The organism is Leptospira licerasiae serovar Varillal str. VAR 010 (genome assembly GCF_000244755.1).
Classification (GTDB): domain Bacteria; phylum Spirochaetota; class Leptospiria; order Leptospirales; family Leptospiraceae; genus Leptospira_B; species Leptospira_B licerasiae.
The window spans coordinates 1,628,402-1,653,731 of sequence record NZ_AHOO02000005.1 but is presented as its reverse complement, the minus strand read 5'-3'; the positions used below and the strand labels follow the sequence as shown (position 1 = coordinate 1,653,731).

Here is a 25,330-nt window from a genome sequence, read left to right as displayed (position 1 = left end):
AATGTAAGAAGCGTGGATAACGTCCCAATTCTTTTGCACATTTAAAAAATAAACAGAAAGGCTCTCCTTGCCGACCTAAGATTGTACCAAACAATTTCTTCAAAGCCTCCCTTGAAGGCGAAGAAAACTCGCCTCGGAAAGGTTTCCAAGTGAATAACACTTAAGCTTGAGAAGGACCTTGAGTGAACTCGTAAGGGATTTGGTGGAACGGAAATTCGGTTCCGCTTGAAGGTGATGAGTAAATTCCCGCCCTTTTCGGTGGGGGACGGTCTTCATATAATTCGTTCGATCTAACGGAGTGCGAAATGAAAATGGCCGACTCGTTTGACCTACGGTCATCGACTTGCTTTTGCAGTCGCCTTCTCGCTTCCTAAGGGGCGCTGCGAAGGGGTGGGAGTTGGTGGCGGTTTTATGAATTACTCAAAAAATCCTGTATCACAGATTTCAAATTTTACAATCAATTTCCCTCACCTTCCCCATGTAGGAATTCCAACAAGTGAGGAGGTATATTATTTGCCGGCAGCTTTGCGAACCTTCGCCCATGCCAGGCAGAGGCGGTTCAAACTGATTCGTAATATATCATAGAATTAACGAATTCTGAATCGAACCCATTAATCAAATCCGTTCACTCTACCCTCCGTGTCTTAGTGCCTCTGCGTGAGAATAAAAAACTGAGTATAACACAAAACCGGTCCGGGGTTCGGAGCTGAGGATTCCCGGAGATATGGAGCTGATTCAAGTGCAGCTTGTTTGATTAAAAAATTGACTTCACTTCGTTCAGTCACCCTTCGGGAATCTCGCTCCCTATGGGTTGCTCGATTGGGTAGCGGAAGACGCGTGTAACGCGGCTGGAGCGAGGGGGAGAACCTCCCCTTCTTTGATCGGAATTGTGAGTGAATAGTATCTCCCCGGCCCCAGTCCTAATTTCAAAATCACTACTTCCCCTCCCCTCCTCTTCAAAACCTTCTTCTTATAATTCGCTTATCTTCTGAAATAAAAACGAAAATAAATAATATTCCTTCATTAAAAATAACTTATACTCTTTTAAAATCTACTTTCCAATAAAAAAATCTAATCTTTGATCACTACGCATGACTCGCTCACCCTATATGAAAACTTTCTCTGTGATATTGTTCCTTTGTCTTGTTTCCTGCGAAAATCAGGATCGTTCAAACAAAAACAATTCTCTTCTTTCTCTTTTAAACCTTTCCGTCTCTAAGGAACAGGCAAACGAATACTCTACAAACATCGCCGTATCGGAACCGAATTCAGTGTCTCACACTTTGGATTATATTGGGTCGGAACCGGACAGGAAAATCTTGCTAGGATCAAAATCTTACGCGGGCAAAACGGACCGGATCTTTGTGGACGGTTTTGGGCGTGAGGCTTACTTCAGGGGATTTAATATTTCCGGTAATACTAAAATGCTTTCCGACGGTTTTAAACCGTTTAGAAATACTGCGGATGCAGAAAACGCCTTCTCCCTCTTAGGAAAAACTGCCGGCTCAAATATGGTTCGATATCTGATCGCTTGGGAAGGAGTCCATCCAAATGTAGATACGATTGATTACGCCTATTTAGATACCGTTATTCTTCAGATCAAAGCCGCGATTGCACGTAGAATGTATATCTTGTTGGACTACCATCAGGATCTATTCTCCCGCCATTTGTTCAACAAAGGTTCATGGTATACTGGAAACGGAGCGCCTTCTTGGGTCCTGCCCAGCGGTTCCTATCCTCAAGAATCCTGTGGAATTTGTTTCACTTGGGGTCAAAATCTTTTTTCCAATGAGGCGGTTCGCAGAGGATTTCGCAACTTTTGGAATAATGCACCCTTCACGGTTCCTGCTGGGACTAGGAATTTGCAGACAGAATATCTATGGCAAATGGGTAAAACTCTAACCTATATTAAAAATAACTTATCTAGTCAGGAATTCGATTATGTTTTAGGATTGGATCCTTTCAACGAACCAGCCGACGGGGGAATGGAAGGTCTTACTCCTGCCCAATGGGACAACCAAAAACTTTGGCCTTTTTATCAGAAAGTAAGACAAACTTTAGACCAAAGCGGATGGAACGACAAATGGGTTTATGCCGAGCCTATGGTTTTCTGGAATACCAACTTTGGAGGGATCGCTACCGGAGGAGGTTATTTAACTTCCAAACCTGGCAATGGGTTCGTATTCAATTCCCATTTCTACGATGCAGGTAGATTAAGTTTGGATCTTACTGGAATCGATAACGGAACTTATTTTAAAGCGTTAGATGAAATAAGAAATGAAGCTCGATTTTTGGACATTCCGGTCTTCTTAAGCGAATTCGGAATGAAATTAAAAGGGGCCGGAGCTCAGGACACCGCACGTTTGATCAGCGGAGTCTACCAAGCCATGGAAATTTCCGACGTTCAACAAGCTAAAAAGACTAGATTCGCCGATTTTTACAATCCGGTCGTTTCCGGCACGGAATGGCATTGGGACTATTATTACGATAATCATAAAGAATACATGAACGGCAATACTTCCAAATTATTGACGGCTAAGGACGCTTGGAACGACGAAGACTTCTCAGTTATCGGAAACTATGGGACCAAATTTAATATGGACTATCATGTTCTTCAAAGAGGTTATCCGAGAAAGGTCCAAGGTTCTCTGATGAGTTTTTATTATAATACGATCGGATACGATACATGGAACAACGTATTCCAATGGGGTTCAATCCGAACCACTGATACCGGCACGAATTATTTTGGGGATAGAAGATTCATCGTAGTGATCTGGACAGGCAAACGCTCTGATGCTCCGACAGAAGTATACATTCCTTCCCATTTTTCAGGGCAAGATATTGTCCTGATCACCGATAAAACAATTTACAATAAGGGAATTCCCGCAGCGCCTCAGAATAGATCGAACGAATCGATCCTGATATCTGATCCAAACCGAGTTAGCGGTTCCGGAAATATTCTAACTGTTTGGGACGACCTAGATACGGACGAAGATCCTGAAAGTTCGGTACACTTTATAGTAGCGGTCGATGGTGCAGGAGTGACCTACTCCGATAGTCTTCTTTCTTCGATACAAAATGAACTTAAATCTAGAGTTTGTGTCCAAAAGAAAAGTCCAATCTATCTTATAGGAAAAATGACATATAGCGGTTATCCTTCCAAATAACAACCAGGGCCGTATTCCGATCTTCGTTACAAAACGGAATCAAAAAGTATTTCTTTAAAACGGAGTGCGGCCCTCCCCCTCCCCAAACTAACCAACCCGTAATCGCTTCGTAATATATATGTAACTCAAATCACGTAAAAATGTCTCATTACTTCTTATGGAGCTTCCGAAAGCTATGCATAATCGATATACTAATCTCTCTCTACGCCAATGGATCGCCATTGCACTTGTAGGAGGATTCGTTCTTACTGCAACTTTACCTACTTTTTCCCAAGATGCTGCGCCTACCGACGCAAATAAAACCGAACAACCTTCCGCAGAAAAACCTGCAGAACAATCCGCACCTGCTCCTGCTGAAAAAAGCGGGACTTGGGGATTTGTAGATCTTTTCAATAAGGGTGGATGGACAATGTATCCATTAGCTCTTTCTTCTATCATCGCTCTTGGAATTATTTTCGAAAGGATATACTTCCTTACTACTTCCAAACTTCTCCCAAAAGGTTTTAATATCGATTTAGGGGAGAAGGTAGATGAAAAAGGTTTCGAAGGCGCGAAAGAATTCATAGATGCAAATCCTTCTTATAAAATTTCCGATATTTTGAAAAACGGTATCGATGTATCTGCAGGTAACGCTGAGATTTTCGCAAAAGGTATCGAGAGAGAGGCCGCCGAAGTGATCGTTGTTCTTGAAAGAGGGCTCGTGATCTTAGCTGCCGTTTCGACTATCGCTCCTTTGATCGGGTTCTTAGGAACAGTTTCCGGTATGATCAACGCATTCGACGCGATCGCAAACGCCGACCAAGTGAACGCAAAAGTGGTAGCAGGCGGTATCAAAGAAGCTCTTATCACCACTGCTGCCGGTTTGATCATCGCTATTCCTGCAATGACTTTCCACCAATACCTGACTGCAAGGATCGACGGATTTACTTCCGAAGTGGAAGAAGCAGCAAACAGAATTTATAAAGAATTCCTGAAACGTAACGCAAGAGCTTAATCCTAACTCTTCCATTTATTAGGAATTCGGAATATGATTCAGATTAAGAAAAAAAGAGGTTTAGAAGAAATTTCGGCCTCTTCTATGTCGGATATCGCGTTTCTTCTTCTCGTATTTTTTATGGTGACGGCGGTGTTTTTCGTGAAGGAAGGTTTGAATATACAACTTCCCCGCAAAAACTCTAACCCCACCCTAGTTTTACGAGAGAACATCTACGAGATATTGGTAGCCGGCGAAACGATCAAGATGAGGAATAAAGTCCTCGGCACTCGTGATTACAAGGATCTGGCAGAATTCAGAAAAGATCTGAACGATCTGGAGATACCTAATCTAGACGAAAAAGTCGCTTTGATCAAAACGACCGGCGAAACGAAGTACGGAAATATGTTGGATGCTCTTTCTGCGGTGCAGTTAAGAGGTTTCAAACAAGTCTCCGTAAAAAGATTAAAATAAGATATGGCACTTAAAAAGAAAAAAGCTCCACCTTCTATTCCGGTCAGCTCGATGGCCGATATCGCCTTTCTTCTTTTGGTATTCTTTATGGTGACTTCGGTCCTGGACACGGATCCCGATCTTCCCATCGCTCTTCCGGATGTTCCCGGCGGAGAGCAGCTTAATAAGAAAATCGCGAATTTATATTTAAGCGCGGATAAGGAGAAGTCCATTTACTTTAACCAAGTAAGGATGCCTTTGAATGAAGCAATCAATAACGTTCGTGCTAAGCTTGCAACCACTCCGGATCTAAAAGTACTGATCCACGCGGATAAAGAACTGGATTATGCGGATCTGGACAATGTGTTCGAACTTTTGAAAGAAGCCGGCGCATTAAAAGTTTCTCTGGTAACTAAAACGACTCAAGGAGGAGGATTAAAATGAACCAAGTTGTTTCTCCTCCTTCGTCCAAAAAACGCTCCGGTCTTCGAAGGTTTGTCGATCGTTATAGGATGGAAACCTTCTTAGGTTCTTCTGCTATTCTACAGATCGCGGCACTTCTTTTCTGGTACACTCCTCCTAATACTTACGATCATCTAGACAAGCTGATCGACGAGGTCGCTTTCGTGGAGAATCTTGTGATCCAGGATCCGAACGTGGGAGAAGCTCCGGATGACGGAGAATTCGAAGTTACCGATACTCTTAAGAAAAAAGAGGATTCGAGGATTGCCGGCGCTCAGGATGCGATCGTTTCCGGTGCTACCGCTCCAGTCGATCTTTCTCCTAACGTTCAACCCGAATATACGAAAGACGCTCAGTCCGCAGGTGTGGGTGGAACCCTTACCTTAGAAGTGATCATCGCCGACTCGGGAGAAGTTTTAAGAGTGCGCAATATTGGCAAAACGTTAGGATACGGGTTAGAAGAATCCGCAATCCAAGCTTTCTACAAAAAACGTTACTCTCCCTCTATGTTAGAAGGAAAAGCGATCACTGTAAAAGTCTACGTTCCAGTTCGATTCTCTCTCTATTAATATAATCTTCTTCTTCCGCTTGGAAGAAGAAGAGGTTCTAATTACTCACCTAACACTAGTTCATTAACTATATTTTATATATTTATCCCAAAACAATCGTTCGAATTATAATTTTATGATTTGCTTTTTATTCCCTGCCGGAGGTAATTACGGCCCTCGGGAGATATAAACCTATGGAATCGAACTCGAATCAAGCCAAACATGCATGGAGAATTCTGATCCTTCTATTCTTGGCAAACCTTCTCAACTTTTTTGATAGAACGATTCCCGCAATCATCATAGAACCTATCCGCCACGAATGGGATCTAAGCGATCTTCAATTAGGTATAGTAGGTTCTGCATTCACCGTAATTTATGCGATAGCAGGTCTACCCTTGGGAAGACTTGCAGATTCCTGGAGTCGTAAAAAGATCATCGGCTGGGGACTCGCAATCTGGAGCGCATTCACCGCTTTGAACGGATACGCGTGGAATTATTTGTCTTTTGTTTCCGTTCGTATGGGTGTGGGAATCGGAGAAGCAAGCTATGCTCCTGCAGCAAATTCTCTCATTGGAGATCTTTTTCCTTCTCATAAAAGAGCAAGAGCAGTCGGCATTTTTATGTTAGGACTTCCTTTAGGATTAGTTCTCGCATTTTTTACAGTAGGGGCAATGGTAAAAACTTTTGGAACTTGGAGAGCGCCATTCTTCATCGCAGCTTTGCCCGGAATACTTCTTTCTATATTCTTCTTTTTTATCAGAGAACCTGAAAGAGGAGCTGCCGAATCCATTCAAATATCTCAGGCAACTCCCTCACACCCCATCCGAAAAGTATTAAAAATCCCTACTATGTGGTGGATCATATTATCCGGTCTGACATTCAACTTTGCGGCTTACGCTGTTAATAGTTTCCTGGTTTCTTTATTACAAAGATATTATCATTTCACTTTGGTAAAAGCGGCTATCACTACCGGATTTATAGTAGGGATTACGGGTCTGATCGGTCTGACTCTTGGCGGTTGGATCGCGGATAAGATCCACCAAAGATCCGAACGAGGCCGGCTTCTTTTCGGAGCATCCAATTTGCTTTTGTCTGGAATTCTGATCCTTCTCGCGTTGCTGCAATCGGAAGAATTGGTCTTATTCTTCTCTCTTCTACTAGGCTTCGGATGGTTACTTTCTTATAATTATTATACCTGCGTTTATCCTGCCATACAGGACGTGATCGAACCGAGACTCAGAGCCACTGCGATGGCGATCTATTTTGCAGCAATGTACCTGTTGGGTGGTGCGGCAGGCCCGGCAGTCGTGGGTTGGTTCTCAGATTATTTAACTCGGTCCGCAATGCTTCGCTCGGGCAGTTTGGAAATGACGGAACAATTTAAGGCAATCGGTCTTCATGATTCTCTCTATTTGATCCCCGTCACGGTCTTATTAACCTCCCTATTTGTGTTCCTGGCTTCCAAAAGTTTCGCCAAGGACGCATCCGAGATGAAGAGAAGTTTGGAAGGAAAAACACAATAAACTAATCATATGATTAGATTATGTAGTCTTATTTCTGTAACTTAAATGATACCAGTCCTGCATAAAACTTGGCCAAAGGAGGCTTGTAACCAAATCCTCGTCATACTGTAATCATTTTGTAACCAAATAGAGCCATTCTGTTACCTGAACGTAAAACAGAATTCGCTAAGCGGAAAAAATCCTGGAAGCGAATCGAAAAGGTAACTCTGAATGAAGCAGAAATCTAAAAAGAGAAAGAACTTAGAAGGGATAAAATCTCAATTTCTTATTCTAGGACTTGTCATCTATTCCCAGGCGATTTTCTCCCAGGGGACGTCCGCTGGAGCGGAACTTGCGCAAGCAAACGAGCCTCCAAAAGTGGAAAAACCTAAACCCGAAGAATTCACTATTTATGAGGATCAGGACGGACAATTGTTCACCAAACCTGGTCCGGGCCGTTTTAAGAGTAAGATGGACAAAGCGATCAACAAGAACGATCCTAAGTTCAATCCTTATCCGAACCATTTCACAAGTAGACCGGAAGAACCTCAAAAAGAAAGACTTACCATCACCGGTAGGGTTCAGTTCAGAGGTATTTCCGCTCAGACCGGTTCCAATTACAATAACGGTAACGAAGATTTTAATTCCGTGGATTGGAACTTTAGACGCCTTCGTCTAGGATTACAATACCAAGGCGGTTCCTGGTGGGGAATGGCAGTGAACTTAAGGGGAGAGAACATGTTGAACGCTCCTTATATCACCCAAACCAAGAACGCAACCGGAGAAGTAACAAACGTCTCTCTTAAAGAGAATAGAGGTTACATCCAAGAAGCATTCCTTTTTGTGAATATTCCGATCTTAGGAGCAAGATTGAGTTTCGGTCAATTGCCTACTCAATTCCACAGAGAATATCTGATGTCTTCCGCTAACTTCATCGCACTGGAACGTTCTTATATGACAAACGCTTATCCTCAGTTCGATATGGGCGTGAACTTAAGACTTTCTCCTTTGAAAGACTTCTTCGAAGGGAAATACGAAAAATATCTGACCATCGATCTTATGGCGGGTAACGGTCATGGTGCCGGTGGCGACTATGGAACAGGCAGACGCCAAGATCTTACTGTTGCAGGTAGACCGAACCAACCTATTTTGAATTCTCCTTTATACTTTGCCAGAGTTCAATGGAACGTGTTGGGCGGTATCGTAAAAGAGAACGGTAGCAACGTAGGTTGGCAAGAAGGAGAAGAGATCTTCCAAAAAGATCTGAAAATTTCCTTGGGTGCTGCAGCAATGCAAACTAAGAACGTAAGTTTTAGTTCCGGTCCTGCATCCACTCTTGCTGTGGACGGCGCTATTCCTAGAGGAGCTCCAACTCAATATCTTCTTACAACTCAAACCACTGCAGACAATAGCACTGGAGATTGCACTGCTCCAAGCTACCAAACCAGCTATTGCCAAAAAAATCTGGATCTAAGAGGTTATACCTACGACGGAACCATGACTTGGAACGGTATTTATCTGAGTGGAGCTTATACTACTTATACCGGAGCTGCTTCCAATAATCTTTCCGGATGGCAGGCAACCGTCGGATATAATATCCAGATATTCGATAAATACTATATTATGCCTGTTTTCAGATATGATTTCCTGAAAGGGGACTTCAATCGTAACGGTAAGATAGAAGATACCGATCTGAAAAAATACTATTGGGTGGGTCTAAATCTTTTCGGGGATAAGCACCTATTCAAAGCACAGTTGTTCTATCAAATCCCTGTTCTCAAATTGGGAATCGATCCTATAACAAGAGAACCCGAAACGATAAACAATCAAACTATATACTTCCAGCTCCAGGCTACTTTCTGGACCGGGACCGTTACACCGGACCAATTGAACACCAGGTTAGATTAAGAAGAGGAGAAGGCAAATTATGAAATCTAAACTTAAATTCATACTTCCACTTTTGGTACTTTTAGCAATTTCTTGCTCTTCCGACACAAAGGATGATTCAGCTCTATTGGGAGCCTTAGTAGGAACTCCTGACGACGGAAACAAATCCATCGTAGTAGCGGAAGTTGCAGGCAATTTCACGGATTATACGGGAGAATGTTACGACCATTTCACCGTTTTAGGAGTTTCCAATTCTACGATATCCCCGACAAATTATTACCTTTATGTAATGTTCGGGCATTCTTTGGATACGGAACTTAGGAAATCGGCCCTCTCTACTTCTTCTTGTAGTAGTTTGGGTTTTTTGGGTTCCGGAATTCCTACAAATGCAAGTCCTGTGAATTTTAGATATTATACCTGTGATCCGAACCTGGGACAAGCTGGGGGAGATTGTGGGAATAAGATCAAGGCAGCAGTAGGATTTCCTACCAATTAACGATAAAAAGCCCCTGTACTTTCTTGCAGGCAGGGGCTCGTTTGCATAGAATGCGTTAAATTGCCAAATCCATGCAACAGAATAGAGTGTATCAGGATTGTAATATTTGAGAAATCCGTTCGTAACGGTTCTTGTTTATGATTCAAAAATATTTCAGGAGAAATATCATACAGATGAAAAAGATAGGTTTAAGACTTATTGTCTTATTAGCATTCGCTCTTTCTTCATTTTCCGTATCCGGGGAAGAGAAAAAGACAATCACCATTAAAGGATCCGATACGATGGTTATCCTGGTTCAAAAATGGACCGAAACCTTCCCGGATAAATCCGCTCAATTCCAAGTTACCGGAGGCGGTTCCGGAACCGGGATCGCAGCTTTAATCAACGGGACCACGGATATTTGCTCCGCTTCTCGCCCGCTCAAACCTCAAGAGATCCAACAATTAAAGGAAAAATATAATTCCAACGGTGTGGAAATCAAGGTTGCAATCGACGGTATTTCACTTTATGTAAACAAAAAGAATCCAATCGCAAAACTTTCCATCGAAGAAATTCGCAAAATTTTCACCGGAAAGATCACCAATTGGAAGGAAGTTGGCGGAGAAGATCATAAAATCGTACTCTATAGCCGCGAGAATAACTCCGGAACTTATGAATACTTCAAAGAGCATGTTTTGGAAAAACAAGACTTTGATCCTTCTGCACAACACATGGTAGGAACTGCTGCACTAGTTAATGCGATCTCCAAAGACAAATGGGGAATCGGTTACGGTGGAGCAGCTTACGCTTCCGGAGTAAAAGACGTTGCCGTATCTGCGGACGCAAACTCTAAACCGGAACTTCCTACTGAAGCGAATATTTTAACCAATAAATATCCGATCTCCAGATATCTATACTTTTATTTGAGAGAAGCACCTAAAGACCAAACTAAAAAGTTTATCGATTGGGTGATCGGAAAAGACGGACAAAAAGTTGTGAAGGACGTAGGTTACTTCCCTCTTAAGAAAAAGTAATATTGTGCGATCGGCTCCCGGGAACGGGGGCCGTTCTTAAATCCAGAATTCGGAACATTCAATGAGCAAACTCGATCCTCTGCTGAGATATCTTTTACATCCGAGCAGAAGAAAAATAGACGTTTTCGCGGAAACCTTAGTTAAAGGAACCGCTGCAACTTCCATCCTTATCATTCTTCTTATTTTTTTCTTCGTCTTTAGAGAAGCTTCTTCCTTATTCTTCTCGGATTCTCCGCAAGCCACTTCCTCTATCCAGAGCTCAGGAGCGCCAACAGAATACAATCCTGACTCAAGCTCCGACGCTCCTACGGAATATAATCCTGACGGAGATACTTTAGAATTAAATAAACCTGTTGCAGTCTCTACTCCCGAACCTGAAAAACTCTCTCTTTTTGAAAATCTTTTCAGTAAGGTATGGCAGCCCGTGTCTTCCGTCCCTAAGTTCGGTATTCTACCTTTGATCGTCGGAACTGCGAAAACTACGATCATAGCAATTCTACTCGGAGCCCCATTAGCTATTTTAGCTGCTTTGAATATTACGTTTTTTGTACCTGCAAGAGTCCGAGAGATCGTAAAACCGGCAATCGAAATGTTAGCAAATTTCCCTTCCGTTGTGATCGGTTTTTTCTGTTTGATGGATGTTGCCACTATAGTAAAGGCAACCTTCGATATAGATTTCAGATTAAACGCTCTAACAGGAGGGATCGGTCTTGCGATAGCGGTCACTCCAATTATATTTACCGTTGCGGAAGATGCTCTAAGCACAGTACCTCAATCTTATAGACAGGCATCCCTGGCATTAGGAGCTACCGAATGGCAGACCGCTTATAGAGTTATGCTTCCTGCTGCACTTCCCGGAGTATTCGCCGCAGTACTTTTGGGTATCGGAAGGGCCTTCGGTGAGACGATGATCGCTCTTATGGCGACCGGTAACGCCCCCATGATGAGTTTCGGTATTTTTGATCCGAGTAGGACATTTGCCGCCACGATCGGCGCTGAAATGGGAGAAGTTATCTGGGGATCGGAACATTATAATATTCTGTTCTTCCTGGGAGTTCTTCTGTTCCTATTCACTTTTTCCTTGAACGCGATCACTGAGCTGTACGTCAAAAAACGGCTTATGAAAAAGTTTCATGGCTCCTAAACAAACAAGATTTGGTAAACCTCTTTGAAATGGAAAAAAGTTAGACTTAAAAGAAAAAGAGTCATCCAAGATAAAATTTATTCCATATTAGCTTTGGGCGCTCCCATGCTTGCTACAGGACTTATTTTATCGGCGGTCCTTCTTATGCTCGGGAATATATTCTACAAGGGATTTTCCGGTGTTAATTGGGAATTCCTAACGGAATCCCCCAGGAATAATAACTTAGAAGGCGGAATCTTTCCTGCGATTTACGGAACAGTATATCTAGTTTTTATAATGATCTTATTCAGTATTCCTATCGGGACGGCTACCGGGATCTTTCTTTCGGAATATACCGCAAGAGATTCTAAGTTTGCAATGACGGTTAGATTCGCGATCAATACGTTAGCAGGAGTTCCTTCCATCGTATTCGGTCTATTCGGGGTCGGGTTCTTTATCCAGTTTATCGGAAAGGGAATGGATTACGTTGCAAGCAATACCACTCCGATCTGGGGCAAACCCGCTCTGATCTGGGCCGCGGCAACTCTTGCAATCCTCACCTTACCCGTAGTCATTATTTCTGTCGAAGAAACCATGAGAAGTAATCCGAGGGAAATGAGAGAATCCAGCCTCGCGTTAGGCGCAACTAAATGGCAAACCATCTGGAAATTGATCCTGCCGAATTCTCTTACGGGAATTTTGACTGGAGCAATCCTTGCGATCGGAAGAGGAGCCGGAGAAGTAGCTCCGATCTTATTCGTGGGAGTCGTGTATTCCTTGCCGGAATTACCTTCTCATCTATCGGATCAGTTCATGCAATTAGGTTATCACTTATTCGTATTGGCGACCCAATCGCCTGATGTGGATGCCGCCATGCCTAAACAATATGCAACCACAGTTGTATTATTGACTCTTACCTTCGGTATGAGTTTTTTCGCTACATTCTTAAGATACAGAATCAGGAAATCCAGGGGTAAGACCCATGTATAACGTTTTTATTGGAGATGCGAGGAGTTAATCGCAGATGAAAGATACAAAAGTAAAAATAAAATCCCGCCATTTCAATTTTTTCTACGGAGAAAACCAGGCATTACATGATATCTCATTAGAGATCCATGCTAAAAAGGTCACTGCATTCATAGGACCTTCCGGCTGCGGTAAATCCACTTTTTTAAGATCGATCAATCGAATGAACGACGTGATCGATGGTTCCAAAGTGAACGGCAAACTGGAAATAGACGGTATCAATATTTACGATCCTCTAATGAACGTTGTGGAACTTAGAAAAAGGGTCGGAATGGTTTTTCAAAAGTCATTCCCCTTTCCTAAATCCATCTACGAGAATATCGCTTACGGCTTAAAACTGAACGGTGGAGTTCCCAAAGACCATATGGATCATATCGTCGAGGAAAGTTTGAGAAAGTCCGCGCTCTGGAAAGAAGTCAAAGACAGGTTGAACGATAGCGCTCTTGGGCTTTCCGGTGGACAACAACAAAGGTTATGCATAGCAAGAGCGATTGCAATGAACCCGGAAGTGATCCTAATGGATGAGCCTTGTTCCGCATTAGATCCTATCTCCACTAAAAAAGTGGAAGAGTTCATTTCCGAATTCAAGGACTCTTACACGATTGTGATCGTGACACATAATATGCAACAAGCAGCCAGAGTAAGCGATTACACAGGATTCTTTTATATGGGTCGTTTGGTTGAATTCGATACTACGAAAAAGATGTTCCACGACCCTTCTAAAAAAGAAACAGAGGATTATATCTCCGGAAAATTCGGTTGATATCAAGCCTAAGGATCCCTGTACAAAACGCCTGTTTTCCAGAGGCGTTTTTTTATTTTACACTGTAACCTAAGGCGCTAAAATCCGAAGTCTCCCGCGATGAGGCAGACAAAATCAGACTTAATAGATTCACTCGAGATCATTTTTTCGAGATTTGCAGACTTACTACTTAGGATCTCGGAAAGAAATTATACCAGGCCTTTACATCTTTTATCAGGCGCGAGTATAGGCAAACAAGTCCGCCATTGTTTAGAATTTGCAGAAGCGTTATTGAACGGTTATGAAGCAGGACTTGTTTCTTATGATCAAAGAGAAAGAAATCCTCTCTACGAAAATTCACCCAAAGCGGCGGCAGATCGCCTTCTTGAATTGCTGAAAGAATACGAGCTCAGGAATTGGGAAGGAGAAGTGCAAGTTTCTTACTTGGTCCATTCTTCTTCCGGACTGGAGAATGTAGTAAGATCCTCCTGGGAAAGAGAACTACTCTATGTGCAAGAACATACGATCCACCACGAAGCCATTATAAGAGTTGCTCTCGAGCACGACTTAGGGTTCGAAGATATTCCCGAAAATTTCGGATTTGCAATTTCTACATTGCAATATAATTCAAATCGTCTCATTCTCTCTTGGGACCCAGTCATCTAATGTTAGAAACACAGACAGAACAAGATCTTCTTGGGTGGTCCGATCCTATGGAATTTTGGCCTACCTGGAAATTGTATCTACCTTTGATCCCTTATATAGCATTCGAATCCATTCGATCCATTCGGCTCAGTTCCGTTTCTTCCTTAGGATTCGGGAGCATTGCGGCAGCAAATCCGGGAATAGATCTGGGCGGACTCGTGGGAGAATCTAAATTTAAAATATTGCGAGAACTGGATCCTGAACACGTATTAAAATTCTTTTTAGTTCCTAAAAGTTCCAAAGATGTAAGTTCCATTTTAGAAAAAATGAATTCGATCGGTTTAGATTTTCCAATTATACTCAAACCCGATTCGGGACAAAGAGGCCAAGGAGTAAGGAAAATTCAGAATAGTAAACATTTGGAAGAATGTTTATTAGAATCGAACGTTGACCTGCTTGTCCAAGAATTCCATCCTGGTCCGTTCGAAGTCGGAGTTTTTTATTATAAATATCCGAATAAGGCGCAAGGAAATATATTCTCCATCACCAGAAAGGTATTCCCAAGGGTAGTCGGAAATGGAACATCCCCTCTTTCCCAATTAGTAGAAGATCATCCTAGATTCAGAATACAAAAGAAAACATTTCAAAAAAGATTTTCGGAGATCTGGGATAAGGTCCCTAAATTAGGAGAGAAAATTCTTCTTTCGGAAGCGGGCAACCATTGCCAAGGAACTCTATTTTTGGACGGTTCGGAATGGATCACTCCGGAACTAGAGAACAAGATCCATGAGATCTCCTCTTCTTTTTCCGGCTTCCATTTCGGAAGATACGATATTCGATTTTCTTCCCTCAAAGATTTTTTAGAAGGAAAAGATCTGCATATAGTAGAATTGAACGGAGTCACTTCCGAATCTACGAATATATACGATCCCAGATTTTCTCTTAAGGAGAGATATTCAATATTATTCTCCCAATGGAAGATACTCTTCCGGATTTCCAGGCAATCCAAAGCGAAAGGTGCAGGTTTATTTTCCATTTTAAAAGCGTTGCAAGATTTCTATTTCGGCACTAGGATCGTCTCCGATCTTTCCATATGAAACAGAAACTTGTACAATTTGTTTACCTGATCTTCGGAGACCCTAAAAAGAATTCCTTAGAGCATAGATTATTCAATGCAATTTCATTAGTAAATGGAACTCTAAATATATTAGGTTCCATCTTCGAAGAGAAAACGGAATATTCTCACCGGGTCATTCTTCTCAATTTGATTTCCGGACTTATTCTGCTCGCAATGTATTATTTTTCCAGATTTCGGAATATTTATTACGTCCTTTTCTGGCCCTTAAATCTAACAATACTCGCATATTTATCCTCTCTATGGTTCTTGCATGGAGGCTCGAACGGAGGAAATCATTACTATTTTATCCCTGCCTTGGTAATCGCCACGATTCTTTTAAAGAATCATAATATCTTTTTTATTTATGCATTTTACGCATTTGTCACAGGCTTCCTATATATTTTCGAATATCTTTATCCAAATTTCATCGTCCCTCAGAAGGATAGAGACGCCGAATACATGGACTTGGGAGGGAATTATATTTTCGTCCAGATCCTGACGGGAATATTGATCTTCATACTAAGCAGGAACCTGAATATAGAGAGAAAAAAATCGGACAATCTACTTCGTAATATTCTTCCCGAATCAATCGCGGACGAATTAAAAATGAACGATCGGGTACAACCGAAACGTTATGAGAGTGTTACCGTATTATTTACGGATATGGCAGGTTTCACTCAGATTGCGGAAAAAATGAGTCCGGAAGAATTAGTAAAGGAACTCCATTTCTTCTTCGCTGAATTCGACAGGATCGCCAGAAAATACGGTTTGGAAAAGATCAAAACTATCGGAGACGCTTATATGGCAGTCGGCGGACTTCCGACACCGAATCGTACACATGCAAGAGACGCGGTTTTCTGCGGGTTGGAATTCCAAAAATTCATGAAAACTCAAAAGGAAGAAAGGCAAAACTTAGGACTTCCGACCTGGGAACTACGTTTGGGAATCCATACGGGAAGCGTAGTAGCAGGAGTGATCGGGACCGAAAAGTTCGCCTACGATATATGGGGAGATACGGTCAATACCGCTAGCCGTATGGAAAGCTCCGGAGTCGCGGGAGAAGTGAATATCTCCCTAGATACATTCCATTTTGTGAGAGAAGATTTTATCTGTGAGTCCAGGGGATTGATAAAAGCTAAGAACAAGGGAGAGATTGAAATGTTTTTGGTGAAAGGAGCCAGAGAAGCATAATAGGTTCTTGACCTAAAGTTCCCAGGAAAGAATTTGAACCAGTCAGATTCTCTTTCTTATGAATTTTAATAGTTTTGGATTTTTCATATTCTTATTCATTACCTTTGCTCTTTACTATCTTCCTTTCCTAAAAAAATTCCAACTTCTGACGGTAGTCGCCGCTAGTTTTTATTTCTACGCATATTCGGATCCTTGGCTATTAATCTTACTTTTGTTCTCCATTTTTTGGAACGCGAGTATAGTATATCTGATCCAAACTCCCGATTTTAAATCTAAAAAAGCGGTTTTAGCGTTAGGGATAGTACTAAACTTAAGCGTATTATTCTTCTTTAAATATAGCGGCTTATTCGCCAAAACTTTCTTAGGAAGTTCGGGGCCCTCGGACTTATATTGGATTTTTCTAATTCCCCTTCCTATAGGTATTTCTTTTTATACCTTTCATGGGATCAGCATGGTTGTTGATTTTTATAGGATCGGTTCCGATATTTTCAAGGAGAAGGTCCCCTACCCTAAACTTATCCTACAATCTTCCCTATATATAAATTTTTTCCCTCAATTGGTGGCAGGACCGATCGTTAAGGCAAAAGAATTTTTCCCCCAGATAAAGACAAAAGATTTCAAAGATATTCCCTGGATCCAAGCAGCAAAGATCCTGATCCTAGGATATTTTCTAAAAACGGTAATCGCGGACAATTTGAATGATCTTACCTTTGTTATCGATTTTCCTTATAATTCTCACCATTCTACTCTTACATTGATACTTCTGATCTTAGGTTATTCCGCGCAGATATTTGCCGACTTTGCGGGATATTCTTTGATCGCTATCGGAACTGCATTCTTATTCGGTTATAGACTTCCAACCAATTTCAATTTTCCTTATATATCCTCCAATTTTTCGGAATTTTGGAGAAGATGGCATATATCCCTTTCTACATGGCTCAGAGATTATTTGTATATTCCTTTGGGAGGAAACAGAAAGGGGAACTTTAGGACTTATATAAACCTATTCTTGGTTATGGCATTAGGCGGTCTTTGGCACGGAGCTGAATGGAGATATATGGTCTGGGGGATAGGCCACGGACTTCTGTTATTAATAGAAAGATTCTTAGATCAGAATCTTCCGTTTAAATTCCCCGAGAATCGTTTCTTCTCGTTTATAAAGGCCGGGTTCGTATTCTTAAGTGTTTCACTTTTATGGTTACTATTCCGTTTACCCGATTTCGAAACTGCGATTAAGTATCTGAAACTATTAAGAACAAATTTAAGTTTGGGAACCGACTGGGAACTTTGCATATTTTTAATATTCTTTTCCGTTCCCGTGTTCCTTTATCATTTTTACGGATGGTACAAGGAAAAATATCCGGAAGAAACAATGGAGAAAATTTCAAATATAGGTTATGCATTCCTTCTATTCTTGATCGTTCTGAACAAGGGGCCTTCTGCCGCATTCATCTATTTTCAGTTTTAATTATGAATTTTTTTATCCGACTCACACTATTCTTTCTGATTTTTTTCGGACTATATTCCGGTTTTGTGTATTTTGTTTCGCCGCAGAAAATCCCAAAACAAAGTTGGTGGCAACATAATAGGGTTCGGGTAGAAAGTTTTTTAACGGAAGGGAAAGATTCCAAATTCGTGATCGTCGGATCTTCCATGTCGGATAGGATGTTGCCAAAGGCTGACACCGGCTGGTTCAATCTTTCCCTAGTGGGAGAAGGTGGCCTAACCGGACTGTCTATATTAACGAATTCGGATACTTCTCCCAAATTTGTTCTAATCGAAGTTAACCAGCTTTCAGTAAAGGAAAATGAAAAATTCTCTCGGGAAAATACCGAACCGTATTTCGTTTTCACAAGAAGGAACTTTCCTGTTCTCAGATCTGAAAAACAACCCTTGAATTATGCGGTAGGATTTGTTATACAATTTACGGATCGTTTTTTTGCCGCGGAGAAAAAACCGGAACCTACGTCTGAAAAAGAAGCTATAGAGATTTCTAAACGATTAAAGCAGGAGCATCTTCTGGAAGTAAAACGTTGGTATGGAGCTGCGGTAGATCAGAAAAAGCTAAATGAGAGAATGACGTATCTAATGTCTGCTCTGAAAGATTTAGAGGCGAGAGGTGTACGGCCGATATTCTTTGAAATGCCTATGCATCCTGAAATTTTAGTTTCCGCAAAAGAAACACGGACAAGAGAAACTGTTCTGAAAAACTTTCCTCCGTCTCAATACCTTTGGTTTATTGATAGTAAAGACATCTACGAAGATAGCGATGCCTTACACCTTACTTATCCGGAAGCTGATCGATTTTTTACTAAATTGAAAAAATACGCCGAATCCTTGCCTTAAAGGAGTTCCTACCACTCCAGGGTCGGCCTTTATACCGGAAGAAAAATTAGATCCATAATTTCTAATATTCTCTTCCGGTTTTTATTTAGATCCTAATTGAATATCCGAAAGACCAGATAATACTATGAAGTGGGATCTTCTGCTCCAAGTGTTTATTCACCAATGCTTGTTTTATATTAGGATCCAATCCTGAATTCTGGATGGAACTTAATATAAAATCATTCACTAATCCGTACCCCTTAGAAGGATCTATGGTCAAGCCATCGTTCGTGTTTCCAGTTAATGGACCTACCCAGGTGGCACCGGATACAGTTCCGACCGTTTGGCCTCCTACGTTATTTGGATAATAATAATTATTATCTATCATGTATGTATTCGGTCTGTAAACATCGGTGAGCGCAAAAGAGAATCCTAAATACTTTACGGTCACCTTATAGTCTATATTTTTGAATCCGGACCTTCTATCTATATTATCATTATAGTATTGGTATCCGAAATCTATCCCTGGTTGTATCTTAAAATTTTCAGTAATCTCATAGTCGTGGAATATCGAGAATTTATGAAAAGTTGTACCATTAAACGCGTTAGTAGGATATCCGGATTCCAGGTCTTTCTCTCCTGCGACACTTGAACCGCCAATTCTTTCCGAAGTTACTCTCACATTATAAGTATAAGTCGGATGAATATATTTCAATACAGGCAATGCCCAACCGAAAGTAAAAAGCCCTAGAGCAAAACTAGGCTGGTTATTCGCATAATAGATCCAACCTGCATTCCAATCCCCTAAACGATTGGTAGACCATCTATAATTTAGAAGAGTAGCGAGACCTTCCCTCAATCCGTTAGGTTCTTTTCTCAATCTGTTCGTATTGGGATCTTCCGCAACCTTCTCCAAATCAACTCCTGGTCCGTATGGATGCGATTGAAAAACTCCATCCACATCTCGATTCGCTCTTCCGGTTAAAGGGGAATAATCCCTGATGATAAGTTGCAAACCTTCCACTGGCGTAGGGATATTCACCATCGTATCCAGTATCAAAGATTTAGGAACTTCCGAATAATGAAGACCTCCTCTTCTATCGAATGCATTTCCGAAAAGACTATTTCCGTTAATGAACACATCATTCGTTAAAGATTGGGTCCAGATCAGATCGTAATTCCTCTTCTGAGGGACCTGTTTATGATCCTTCGAGTCTTGGATATTTTTCTCTGTCTGAGCACTTTCTATCTCGGACTTGGGAATCCGGACCGGAATAGAATCTTCCAAACTGAAAATATAATATTCTTCCGTTTCCTTCTCCAACTTCAGATTTTTCAGGATTTTACCTGATTTCAATCTAACCTCATCCCCGAAAATAGGAGTGATCAAAAAGAAAGAAAACAGCAAAATCGGAATACTTTGGTAGGTTTTCTGAATCGACCTAAGCTCTATCATAGGAATCTCCTTTGTCCCGTTTGCCCAACCTTTCGATTTAAAGGCAAAACCAGGATCTTTCCCATTAGTTCAACAATTATTGAACTACAAAACTTAGAAAGTGCTTGTCAATCCTTTGTTCAAATATTATTGAACTTTATAGGTATTACTGGAAAAAAAATTCAAATGTCTAAGCAGCCGACTCATCCCAATTTAGATCAGATAGAATTGAGTTCTATTTTCGAGGCGGTAAGCGATCCGATCCGAAGGAAGATACTATTGGACCTTTCAGAAAAAGGAGAATCCAATTGCTCTACCTTTCTAACATATACCTCGAAAACCAACCTTTCGTATCATATGGGAAAGTTAAGGGACGCAGGAATGATTTTTACTAGGTACGAAGGAACTCAAAGATTTTCCATTATCCGCAAGGATGACCTGGAAAAGAAATTTCCGGGCTTGTTAGATACAATTTTAAAAAGCGCAAAGATAGAAAGTAACCAAGAAGAAATGTCCGAGATCAAAAATTAAAACTACAAAGTTAGGCTTTCATTAATTGTAAACCTTGCGCCACGCTAACCACAGGTTTATATCCTAATTCCTTTTTTGCTTTATCGATCCTAATAGTACATTCTTTTCCCATAATATCTACAGGGAATCTCATCATTGGAGGTTCTTTACGAATTCGGAATATTCTCCAGATTCCCTCCACTATCATCGCCAAAAATCCCGCGATAGAAGACGGTATGGTAGCCTGAGGAAGTGTAATTCCTTGCGTCTGCATCATCTCCGTTAAGAACGTTTTTACCGTTTTATCTTCGTCGTCTGTAATAAAATATATTTGGCCGGGAACACCCTTGGTTAAAGCAAGTTCAGTTGCGTGAACCAAATTCGGAATACATGTCACGGAAGTTTTTGCTCTTCCCCCGTCCAACCACATGAATTTTCCTTCGGCCACCATTTTTTTGAGAACAGGAAGAACTGAGGTATCTCCAGGCCCCCAAACCAATCTCGGTCTTAATACAATCGTTTCGAAACCTGGTTGATTTGCGGAAACTACTCTTCTTTCCGCCTCTCCTTTGCTAATGCTATAGTAATAAGGAGTTTTTTTAGGATACGGATAAGTCTCGTCTATCTGGACCATATCTTGTCCGTAGAAGAGAGCGGCCTCTGTTCCCATATGTATAAATCGTTTGACTCCTGCCTTTTGTGAAGCTTCTAATAATCGAGTCGTTCCGTCCACATTCCCTTTCCAAAAATCTTGGTAACTCCCCCAGGGACCAACAAATGCCGCGCAATGGATTACGATATCAATACCTGCGAGATCTTGCGGAGTGATAGATCCTAAACTTCCACTCACTATTTCAAAACCTTGCTGAGATAAGGCGGAGTCCGTCTTGGGAGATCTGGACAGCACTTTTACCTTATGCTTTTCTTTCAAATGACGAGCGATCGCACCGCCTACGAAGCCGGAAGCTCCAGTGATGAATAGATTCATATCTTCTCCAAGATACAATTCTCCCAAGGAAAGATATGGAAGTATACCAGAAAATCCGAAACTATACCTTTAAGAAACTAGGACCGTGTAAATCTACAAATTAGATCAAAAGATCCAGGCCAATTGGTTCCCATTTTTTTTGTCTTAAAAGAAAATTTTTGCTAGAGTAAAATAGAATCCTCCTACGGCAAAAACACAAGCAATCATCCATCTCGTTTGAGAAACGATCGAAGAATTCAGGTTTGCAACCGCTTTCCAAAGTTCAGATTTCAATTCTGCTCGAAAATCCGAAATCTCCACTTTTAACTCCGTGATCTTATTGTGTAAATTTTTGGATTCCTCAGAAAGTTTCAGATCGAATTTTTGAGAAAGAAATTCTTCCATATTTTTCCTCCCTGTTTCATGAATATTATAAGTTAATTCCAATAAAGATTCGGAAGCGTCCTCTCCCAAAACTTCTCTTAACAACTTAGAAACTCGGTGTATGTAATTAATTTCCACTGTATCCTCTTAGAAAAGAACCGCAACTATTCTTCCCATTTTCCATACACGTGTATCGGAAGATTGTTTCCGATTATACTTTTTCAGAATTTCTCAGCCCTTCATATAGAAAGTTAATTCCGCGGAATATGTATTCCGACGTATAATATTTCTTTTCGAATCAGTAACTTTATAGTCGTTGACCTTTTCATATCTTAAAAGAAAACTTTAAACATTCTTTTAAGGTAGGGAAGAATATGGATCTTTATCAAAAATATTATGTTTTCATTCTATTGAATATATTCTTAATTTCTAATTTACAATCTTCGGAAGATACCCCAAAGAACGGGACCCCGGAAAGGAAAAAACAAAAATTCGAATTATTATTAAAGAGGCAAACCTACAGCTTTATACCTTATAACTTCACTTCTTACTCCGAAAAAACGGATCCGAATGAATCTATAGAAACGAATCATTTACAACAAAATCGAAAAGTATTAGTACCTGCGGTATTCAGCTTCGAAAATTATGAGAAAAACTACAGAGCCGAGATCTCTTATTACGAAATAGAATTGGTAAATCCGAATTCGAATGTGATCCGATCTAATTCAACAGGTCTATCTGTGGAAAGATCCTATTACTCTCCATTGGCAAGATCCGAGTTTGAAGCGAATTTTTATAAAATCATTTCTCCGATCCAGAATTGGAACTTATACCTAGGCGGAGGACTTCGCAATATCAACAAATATACCTACGGCAAATACATGTTAGACGGTGCTTTCCAAGAATATTTTTACACATATGGGCCTCAAATTTCTATTGAATCTTCCTATCAATTCTCCGAGAATTTTTCGGCTTATATCGGCTTAGATACGTTCTATACCGAAGGGACTAGATTTTTTAAAACTCCCATCATTTCCACGGATACATTGGTTTTTACGAATGGAAGCGCCGGGACCAGAGGGATTTTCAGGGGTTATGAGTCGGAAATCTCTTTCCAATATAAATTCCATGAGAATATGAAATTTCATATAGGATATAACCAAATTTTTTCATATTTTAGTTATTTGCACTTCGATCAATGGAATATGAGTTACAATCTTTCCTCTCCTTCTTCTATCTCCTTCAGTAATGGTTCCAGATCCGGGAACTATGAGATTTTAAGAGGATTCTTCTTGGGGTTTTCAGTCTTTTTTTAAAAACATTCTCATGCAATTTTCTATACAGGGTTCAGGCGAGGAATAAACTGGAGACCAGATATAAGAATGAGGTTGTCTGTCTTTCATTTACTATTTCTCTTTGCATTCATTGGATGTTCTCAAAAAGCCGATGTCTATTCTCCACAAGCAAAAGATGGGATTTTAGACCTGAGAGATTGGGATAGGGACCGTTTTTCTACCGTCGCTCTGGATGGCGATTGGGAATTTGCCGACACAATCTTGGCTCCGGAGACTTTTACAAAGGATGGACTTATTTCCGTTCCTGGAGCATGGAACTCATTCATAAAAAATAACAAAAGTCACGAGGGAGAAGGTCTCGGAACATATAGACTGACAGTTCTACTCGACAAACCAGTAAAGGATCTGGCTTTTCAAATCGGAGATGTTTCCACAGCGTTCAAACTATTCCTGAATGGGAAATTGCTGATCGAAAATGGTAAGATCGGAAATTCCAGAGAGGAAATGCTTCCTTCCTACAAGCATCCTATCGTTCTAATAGACGAAGAATCTAAAGAATTAAAACTAACTTTACAAATATCAAATTTTTATCATATAACTGGTGGACTTAGAAAATCCATCAAGTTAGGAAATACATTAGCGGTATTTGAGGAGAAAAAAAGACAAGTAGCGCTTGGATGGGTCGTTTTCGGGGCAACTTTTTTTATGGGATTATATCATTTGATCCTATTTTTAATGAGAAGAGTGGACAAATCCGCGCTTTGGTTCGGATTATTCTGTATAGATCTAAGTATAAGAGGATTTTTTACAGGATCGGTATTTATCTACGAGGTTACGCCTGATTCCTTTTGGGTGTACATCCATAAACTTGATATTTTGACTTTCGTTTCAGCCCTTCCCTTATTTTCAGTCTTTTTAAAAGCGGTCTTCCCAGACGAAAAATTCCACTATTATTTCAATAATCTATTCATAGGTGTGAGCTCGGTATTTTTTGTCCTTGTACTTGCCCTTCCTTCTACGGAATACATGAGTTATATTAGGATCTTTCAAGTTTTTGTGGGAGCCAGTATAGTTTACTTTTTTATAATGATCGCTCTTTGCATTTTCAGAAGAAGAGAAGGTGCAATTCTATTCGCAATAGGCTCCTTGATACTTTTCCTAACCACTTTGAACGATATTCTGAACCAAAGTTTGATCATAAAAGCGGAATATTTGGCTAGCTGGGGTCTTCTCGCATTCTTATTCTCCCAAACCGTGATGCTATCCGTCAGATTCTCGAATGCTTTCGTAAGATTAGAGGAACTCCAAAAGTCCTTGGAACAAAAAGTATCCGAAAGAACCAAACAATTGGCTGAGGCAAAACATATTGCAGAAGAAGCGAATTCACTCAAAGATACATTTTTGTCCTTAGTTACTCACGACTTAAGATCTCCGATCACCACAGTGATCGGTATCCTACAATTGATCCGAAACGATTACGAACATTTGGACGATGAATCTTTATTGGAATGGGTTTCTAGAGCGGAATACACATCTTCCCAATCTTTGGAGATGATAGCGACACTTTTGGACCTGAACAGACTCAAATCCGGGTCTTTTCCTTTGGACAATAACTTGATCTATGTATATCCGGAAGTAGAAGGTGTATTGGCCAAACTTCTCCCGCAAGCGGAAGCTAAGAAGATCCGGATCATAAACGAGATCCCGGATGATGTGAAGTTAAACGTGGATCGGACCTTATTCTCCGAAATATTTATCAACTTAGTTTCAAATTCTATAAAATTCTGCAGAGAGAACGATTTGATCCGTATTGGATTTTCTGACGAGAAGAATGATCCTGAATTTTTTGTGGAAGATACCGGGATCGGAATGCCCAAAGATATGATCCCGAATTTATTCCTAACCGAGATAAAGTCAACTCGCTTGGGGACCAAGAACGAATCCGGAACCGGTTTAGGTTTACCTTTAGTTTATAGCATTATCAAGGCGTATAACGGAAAAATTTCAGTGGAATCTGAGGAGAAAAAAGGAAGCAAATTTACGTTCAGGATCCCTAGAATATAAAAGTC

The 25,330-nt window shown here is 40.7% G+C and carries 23 protein-coding genes; 20 read left to right on the top strand and 3 right to left on the bottom strand.

The window, feature by feature from the left end; translation table 11 throughout:
• The first annotated feature begins 1,109 nt into the window (after positions 1-1,109).
• From LEP1GSC185_RS08235 to LEP1GSC185_RS08155, 17 genes are all read left to right on the top strand, one after another.
• Positions 1,110-3,167: a cellulase family glycosylhydrolase gene (locus LEP1GSC185_RS08235; RefSeq protein ID WP_008589327.1), complete on the top strand. Its 2,058-nt coding sequence runs from the start codon at positions 1,110-1,112 to the stop codon at positions 3,165-3,167.
• A 175-nt stretch (positions 3,168-3,342) separates the two neighbouring features.
• Positions 3,343-4,161, top strand: a complete 819-nt coding sequence (locus LEP1GSC185_RS08230; RefSeq protein WP_008589338.1) for a MotA/TolQ/ExbB proton channel family protein — start codon at positions 3,343-3,345, stop codon at positions 4,159-4,161.
• Positions 4,162-4,194: 33 nt separating this feature from the next.
• Positions 4,195-4,614 (top strand): ExbD/TolR family protein, encoded by a 420-nt coding sequence (locus tag LEP1GSC185_RS08225; protein WP_008589295.1) that lies wholly within the window; start codon positions 4,195-4,197, stop codon positions 4,612-4,614.
• Between the two features lie 3 nt (positions 4,615-4,617).
• Entirely contained in the window at positions 4,618-5,037 is a 420-nt protein-coding gene (locus tag LEP1GSC185_RS08220; protein ID WP_008589306.1) for an ExbD/TolR family protein, read from the top strand.
• Entirely contained in the window at positions 5,034-5,624 is a 591-nt protein-coding gene (locus LEP1GSC185_RS08215; RefSeq protein ID WP_008589302.1) for an energy transducer TonB, read from the top strand. The genes LEP1GSC185_RS08220 and LEP1GSC185_RS08215 overlap by 4 nt, the downstream gene beginning before the upstream one ends.
• Before the next feature lie 173 nt (positions 5,625-5,797).
• On the top strand, positions 5,798-7,126 hold the full coding sequence (locus tag LEP1GSC185_RS08210; protein WP_008589320.1) for a spinster family MFS transporter: 1,329 nt from the start codon (positions 5,798-5,800) through the stop codon (positions 7,124-7,126).
• Between the two features lie 210 nt (positions 7,127-7,336).
• Positions 7,337-9,013 (top strand): hypothetical protein, encoded by a 1,677-nt coding sequence (locus LEP1GSC185_RS08205; RefSeq protein WP_008589289.1) that lies wholly within the window; start codon positions 7,337-7,339, stop codon positions 9,011-9,013.
• 19 nt (positions 9,014-9,032) lie between these two features.
• Complete coding sequence (locus tag LEP1GSC185_RS08200; RefSeq protein ID WP_008589288.1) at positions 9,033-9,488, top strand: LA_3150 family lipoprotein; 456 nt, start codon at positions 9,033-9,035, stop codon at positions 9,486-9,488.
• A gap of 173 nt (positions 9,489-9,661) precedes the next feature.
• A complete protein-coding gene (locus tag LEP1GSC185_RS08195; RefSeq protein ID WP_008589291.1) occupies positions 9,662-10,501 on the top strand; it encodes a phosphate ABC transporter substrate-binding protein in 840 nt (279 codons plus the stop codon).
• 61 nt (positions 10,502-10,562) lie between these two features.
• Entirely contained in the window at positions 10,563-11,645 is a 1,083-nt protein-coding gene (gene pstC / locus LEP1GSC185_RS08190; protein ID WP_008589303.1) for a phosphate ABC transporter permease subunit PstC, read from the top strand.
• Between the two features lie 24 nt (positions 11,646-11,669).
• A complete protein-coding gene (pstA, locus tag LEP1GSC185_RS08185; RefSeq protein ID WP_008589296.1) occupies positions 11,670-12,614 on the top strand; it encodes a phosphate ABC transporter permease PstA in 945 nt (314 codons plus the stop codon).
• A gap of 34 nt (positions 12,615-12,648) precedes the next feature.
• The gene (gene pstB / locus LEP1GSC185_RS08180; RefSeq protein ID WP_008589287.1) at positions 12,649-13,413 is read left to right on the top strand and encodes a phosphate ABC transporter ATP-binding protein PstB; all 765 of its coding nucleotides are present in this window, start codon (positions 12,649-12,651) and stop codon (positions 13,411-13,413) included.
• Between the two features lie 99 nt (positions 13,414-13,512).
• Positions 13,513-14,058: a hypothetical protein gene (locus LEP1GSC185_RS08175; RefSeq protein ID WP_008589281.1), complete on the top strand. Its 546-nt coding sequence runs from the start codon at positions 13,513-13,515 to the stop codon at positions 14,056-14,058.
• Positions 14,058-15,134 carry an ATP-grasp domain-containing protein gene (locus tag LEP1GSC185_RS08170; RefSeq protein ID WP_008589280.1) on the top strand — a complete coding sequence of 359 codons (1,077 nt, stop codon included), beginning with the start codon at positions 14,058-14,060 and terminating at the stop codon, positions 15,132-15,134. The genes LEP1GSC185_RS08175 and LEP1GSC185_RS08170 overlap by 1 nt, the downstream gene beginning before the upstream one ends.
• Complete coding sequence (locus tag LEP1GSC185_RS08165) at positions 15,131-16,345, top strand: adenylate/guanylate cyclase domain-containing protein (RefSeq protein WP_008589313.1); 1,215 nt, start codon at positions 15,131-15,133, stop codon at positions 16,343-16,345. The genes LEP1GSC185_RS08170 and LEP1GSC185_RS08165 overlap by 4 nt, the downstream gene beginning before the upstream one ends.
• A gap of 58 nt (positions 16,346-16,403) precedes the next feature.
• Positions 16,404-17,813: an MBOAT family O-acyltransferase gene (locus LEP1GSC185_RS08160; RefSeq protein ID WP_008589340.1), complete on the top strand. Its 1,410-nt coding sequence runs from the start codon at positions 16,404-16,406 to the stop codon at positions 17,811-17,813.
• Between the two features lie 2 nt (positions 17,814-17,815).
• Positions 17,816-18,691, top strand: coding sequence for a hypothetical protein (locus tag LEP1GSC185_RS08155; RefSeq protein WP_008589299.1), 876 nt, complete (start codon positions 17,816-17,818; stop codon positions 18,689-18,691).
• Positions 18,692-18,776: 85 nt separating this feature from the next.
• On the opposite strand, the gene LEP1GSC185_RS08150 is transcribed toward LEP1GSC185_RS08155, so the two are convergent.
• A complete protein-coding gene (locus tag LEP1GSC185_RS08150; RefSeq protein ID WP_008589317.1) occupies positions 18,777-20,126 on the bottom strand; it encodes a hypothetical protein in 1,350 nt (449 codons plus the stop codon).
• Between the two features lie 165 nt (positions 20,127-20,291).
• On the opposite strand from LEP1GSC185_RS08150, the gene LEP1GSC185_RS08145 reads away from it, so the two are divergent.
• Positions 20,292-20,636 carry an ArsR/SmtB family transcription factor gene (locus LEP1GSC185_RS08145; RefSeq protein WP_008589282.1) on the top strand — a complete coding sequence of 115 codons (345 nt, stop codon included), beginning with the start codon at positions 20,292-20,294 and terminating at the stop codon, positions 20,634-20,636.
• Positions 20,637-20,646: 10 nt separating this feature from the next.
• On the opposite strand, the gene LEP1GSC185_RS08140 is transcribed toward LEP1GSC185_RS08145, so the two are convergent.
• Positions 20,647-21,603: an NAD-dependent epimerase/dehydratase family protein gene (locus LEP1GSC185_RS08140; protein ID WP_008589285.1), complete on the bottom strand. Its 957-nt coding sequence runs from the start codon at positions 21,601-21,603 to the stop codon at positions 20,647-20,649.
• Between the two features lie 144 nt (positions 21,604-21,747).
• Entirely contained in the window at positions 21,748-22,104 is a 357-nt protein-coding gene (locus tag LEP1GSC185_RS08135) for an LA_3696 family protein (protein ID WP_232298396.1), read from the bottom strand.
• A 236-nt stretch (positions 22,105-22,340) separates the two neighbouring features.
• On the opposite strand from LEP1GSC185_RS08135, the gene LEP1GSC185_RS08130 reads away from it, so the two are divergent.
• Positions 22,341-23,282 (top strand): LA_2444/LA_4059 family outer membrane protein, encoded by a 942-nt coding sequence (locus tag LEP1GSC185_RS08130; RefSeq protein ID WP_008589315.1) that lies wholly within the window; start codon positions 22,341-22,343, stop codon positions 23,280-23,282.
• Between the two features lie 66 nt (positions 23,283-23,348).
• On the top strand, positions 23,349-25,325 hold the full coding sequence (locus LEP1GSC185_RS08125) for a sensor histidine kinase (RefSeq protein WP_008589331.1): 1,977 nt from the start codon (positions 23,349-23,351) through the stop codon (positions 25,323-25,325).
• Positions 25,326-25,330 lie beyond the last annotated feature (5 nt).

Bases quoted from the DNA above. Each gene is read 5' to 3' on its own strand.
- LEP1GSC185_RS08235 (WP_008589327.1), top strand. From the start codon at position 1,110: ATGAAAACTTTCTCTGTGATATTGTTCCTTTGTCTTGTTTCCTGCGAA.
- LEP1GSC185_RS08230 (WP_008589338.1), top strand. From the start codon at position 3,343: ATGCATAATCGATATACTAATCTCTCTCTACGCCAATGGATCGCCATT.
- LEP1GSC185_RS08225 (WP_008589295.1), top strand. From the start codon at position 4,195: ATGATTCAGATTAAGAAAAAAAGAGGTTTAGAAGAAATTTCGGCCTCT.
- LEP1GSC185_RS08220 (WP_008589306.1), top strand. From the start codon at position 4,618: ATGGCACTTAAAAAGAAAAAAGCTCCACCTTCTATTCCGGTCAGCTCG.
- LEP1GSC185_RS08215 (WP_008589302.1), top strand. From the start codon at position 5,034: ATGAACCAAGTTGTTTCTCCTCCTTCGTCCAAAAAACGCTCCGGTCTT.
- LEP1GSC185_RS08210 (WP_008589320.1), top strand. From the start codon at position 5,798: ATGGAATCGAACTCGAATCAAGCCAAACATGCATGGAGAATTCTGATC.
- LEP1GSC185_RS08205 (WP_008589289.1), top strand. From the start codon at position 7,337: ATGAAGCAGAAATCTAAAAAGAGAAAGAACTTAGAAGGGATAAAATCT.
- LEP1GSC185_RS08200 (WP_008589288.1), top strand. From the start codon at position 9,033: ATGAAATCTAAACTTAAATTCATACTTCCACTTTTGGTACTTTTAGCA.
- LEP1GSC185_RS08195 (WP_008589291.1), top strand. From the start codon at position 9,662: ATGAAAAAGATAGGTTTAAGACTTATTGTCTTATTAGCATTCGCTCTT.
- pstC (WP_008589303.1), top strand. From the start codon at position 10,563: ATGAGCAAACTCGATCCTCTGCTGAGATATCTTTTACATCCGAGCAGA.
- pstB (WP_008589287.1), top strand. From the start codon at position 12,649: ATGAAAGATACAAAAGTAAAAATAAAATCCCGCCATTTCAATTTTTTC.
- LEP1GSC185_RS08175 (WP_008589281.1), top strand. From the start codon at position 13,513: ATGAGGCAGACAAAATCAGACTTAATAGATTCACTCGAGATCATTTTT.
- LEP1GSC185_RS08170 (WP_008589280.1), top strand. From the start codon at position 14,058: ATGTTAGAAACACAGACAGAACAAGATCTTCTTGGGTGGTCCGATCCT.
- LEP1GSC185_RS08165 (WP_008589313.1), top strand. From the start codon at position 15,131: ATGAAACAGAAACTTGTACAATTTGTTTACCTGATCTTCGGAGACCCT.
- LEP1GSC185_RS08160 (WP_008589340.1), top strand. From the start codon at position 16,404: ATGAATTTTAATAGTTTTGGATTTTTCATATTCTTATTCATTACCTTT.
- LEP1GSC185_RS08155 (WP_008589299.1), top strand. From the start codon at position 17,816: ATGAATTTTTTTATCCGACTCACACTATTCTTTCTGATTTTTTTCGGA.
- LEP1GSC185_RS08150 (WP_008589317.1), bottom strand. From the start codon at position 20,126: ATGATAGAGCTTAGGTCGATTCAGAAAACCTACCAAAGTATTCCGATT.
- LEP1GSC185_RS08145 (WP_008589282.1), top strand. From the start codon at position 20,292: ATGTCTAAGCAGCCGACTCATCCCAATTTAGATCAGATAGAATTGAGT.
- LEP1GSC185_RS08140 (WP_008589285.1), bottom strand. From the start codon at position 21,603: ATGAATCTATTCATCACTGGAGCTTCCGGCTTCGTAGGCGGTGCGATC.
- LEP1GSC185_RS08130 (WP_008589315.1), top strand. From the start codon at position 22,341: ATGGATCTTTATCAAAAATATTATGTTTTCATTCTATTGAATATATTC.
- LEP1GSC185_RS08125 (WP_008589331.1), top strand. From the start codon at position 23,349: ATGAGGTTGTCTGTCTTTCATTTACTATTTCTCTTTGCATTCATTGGA.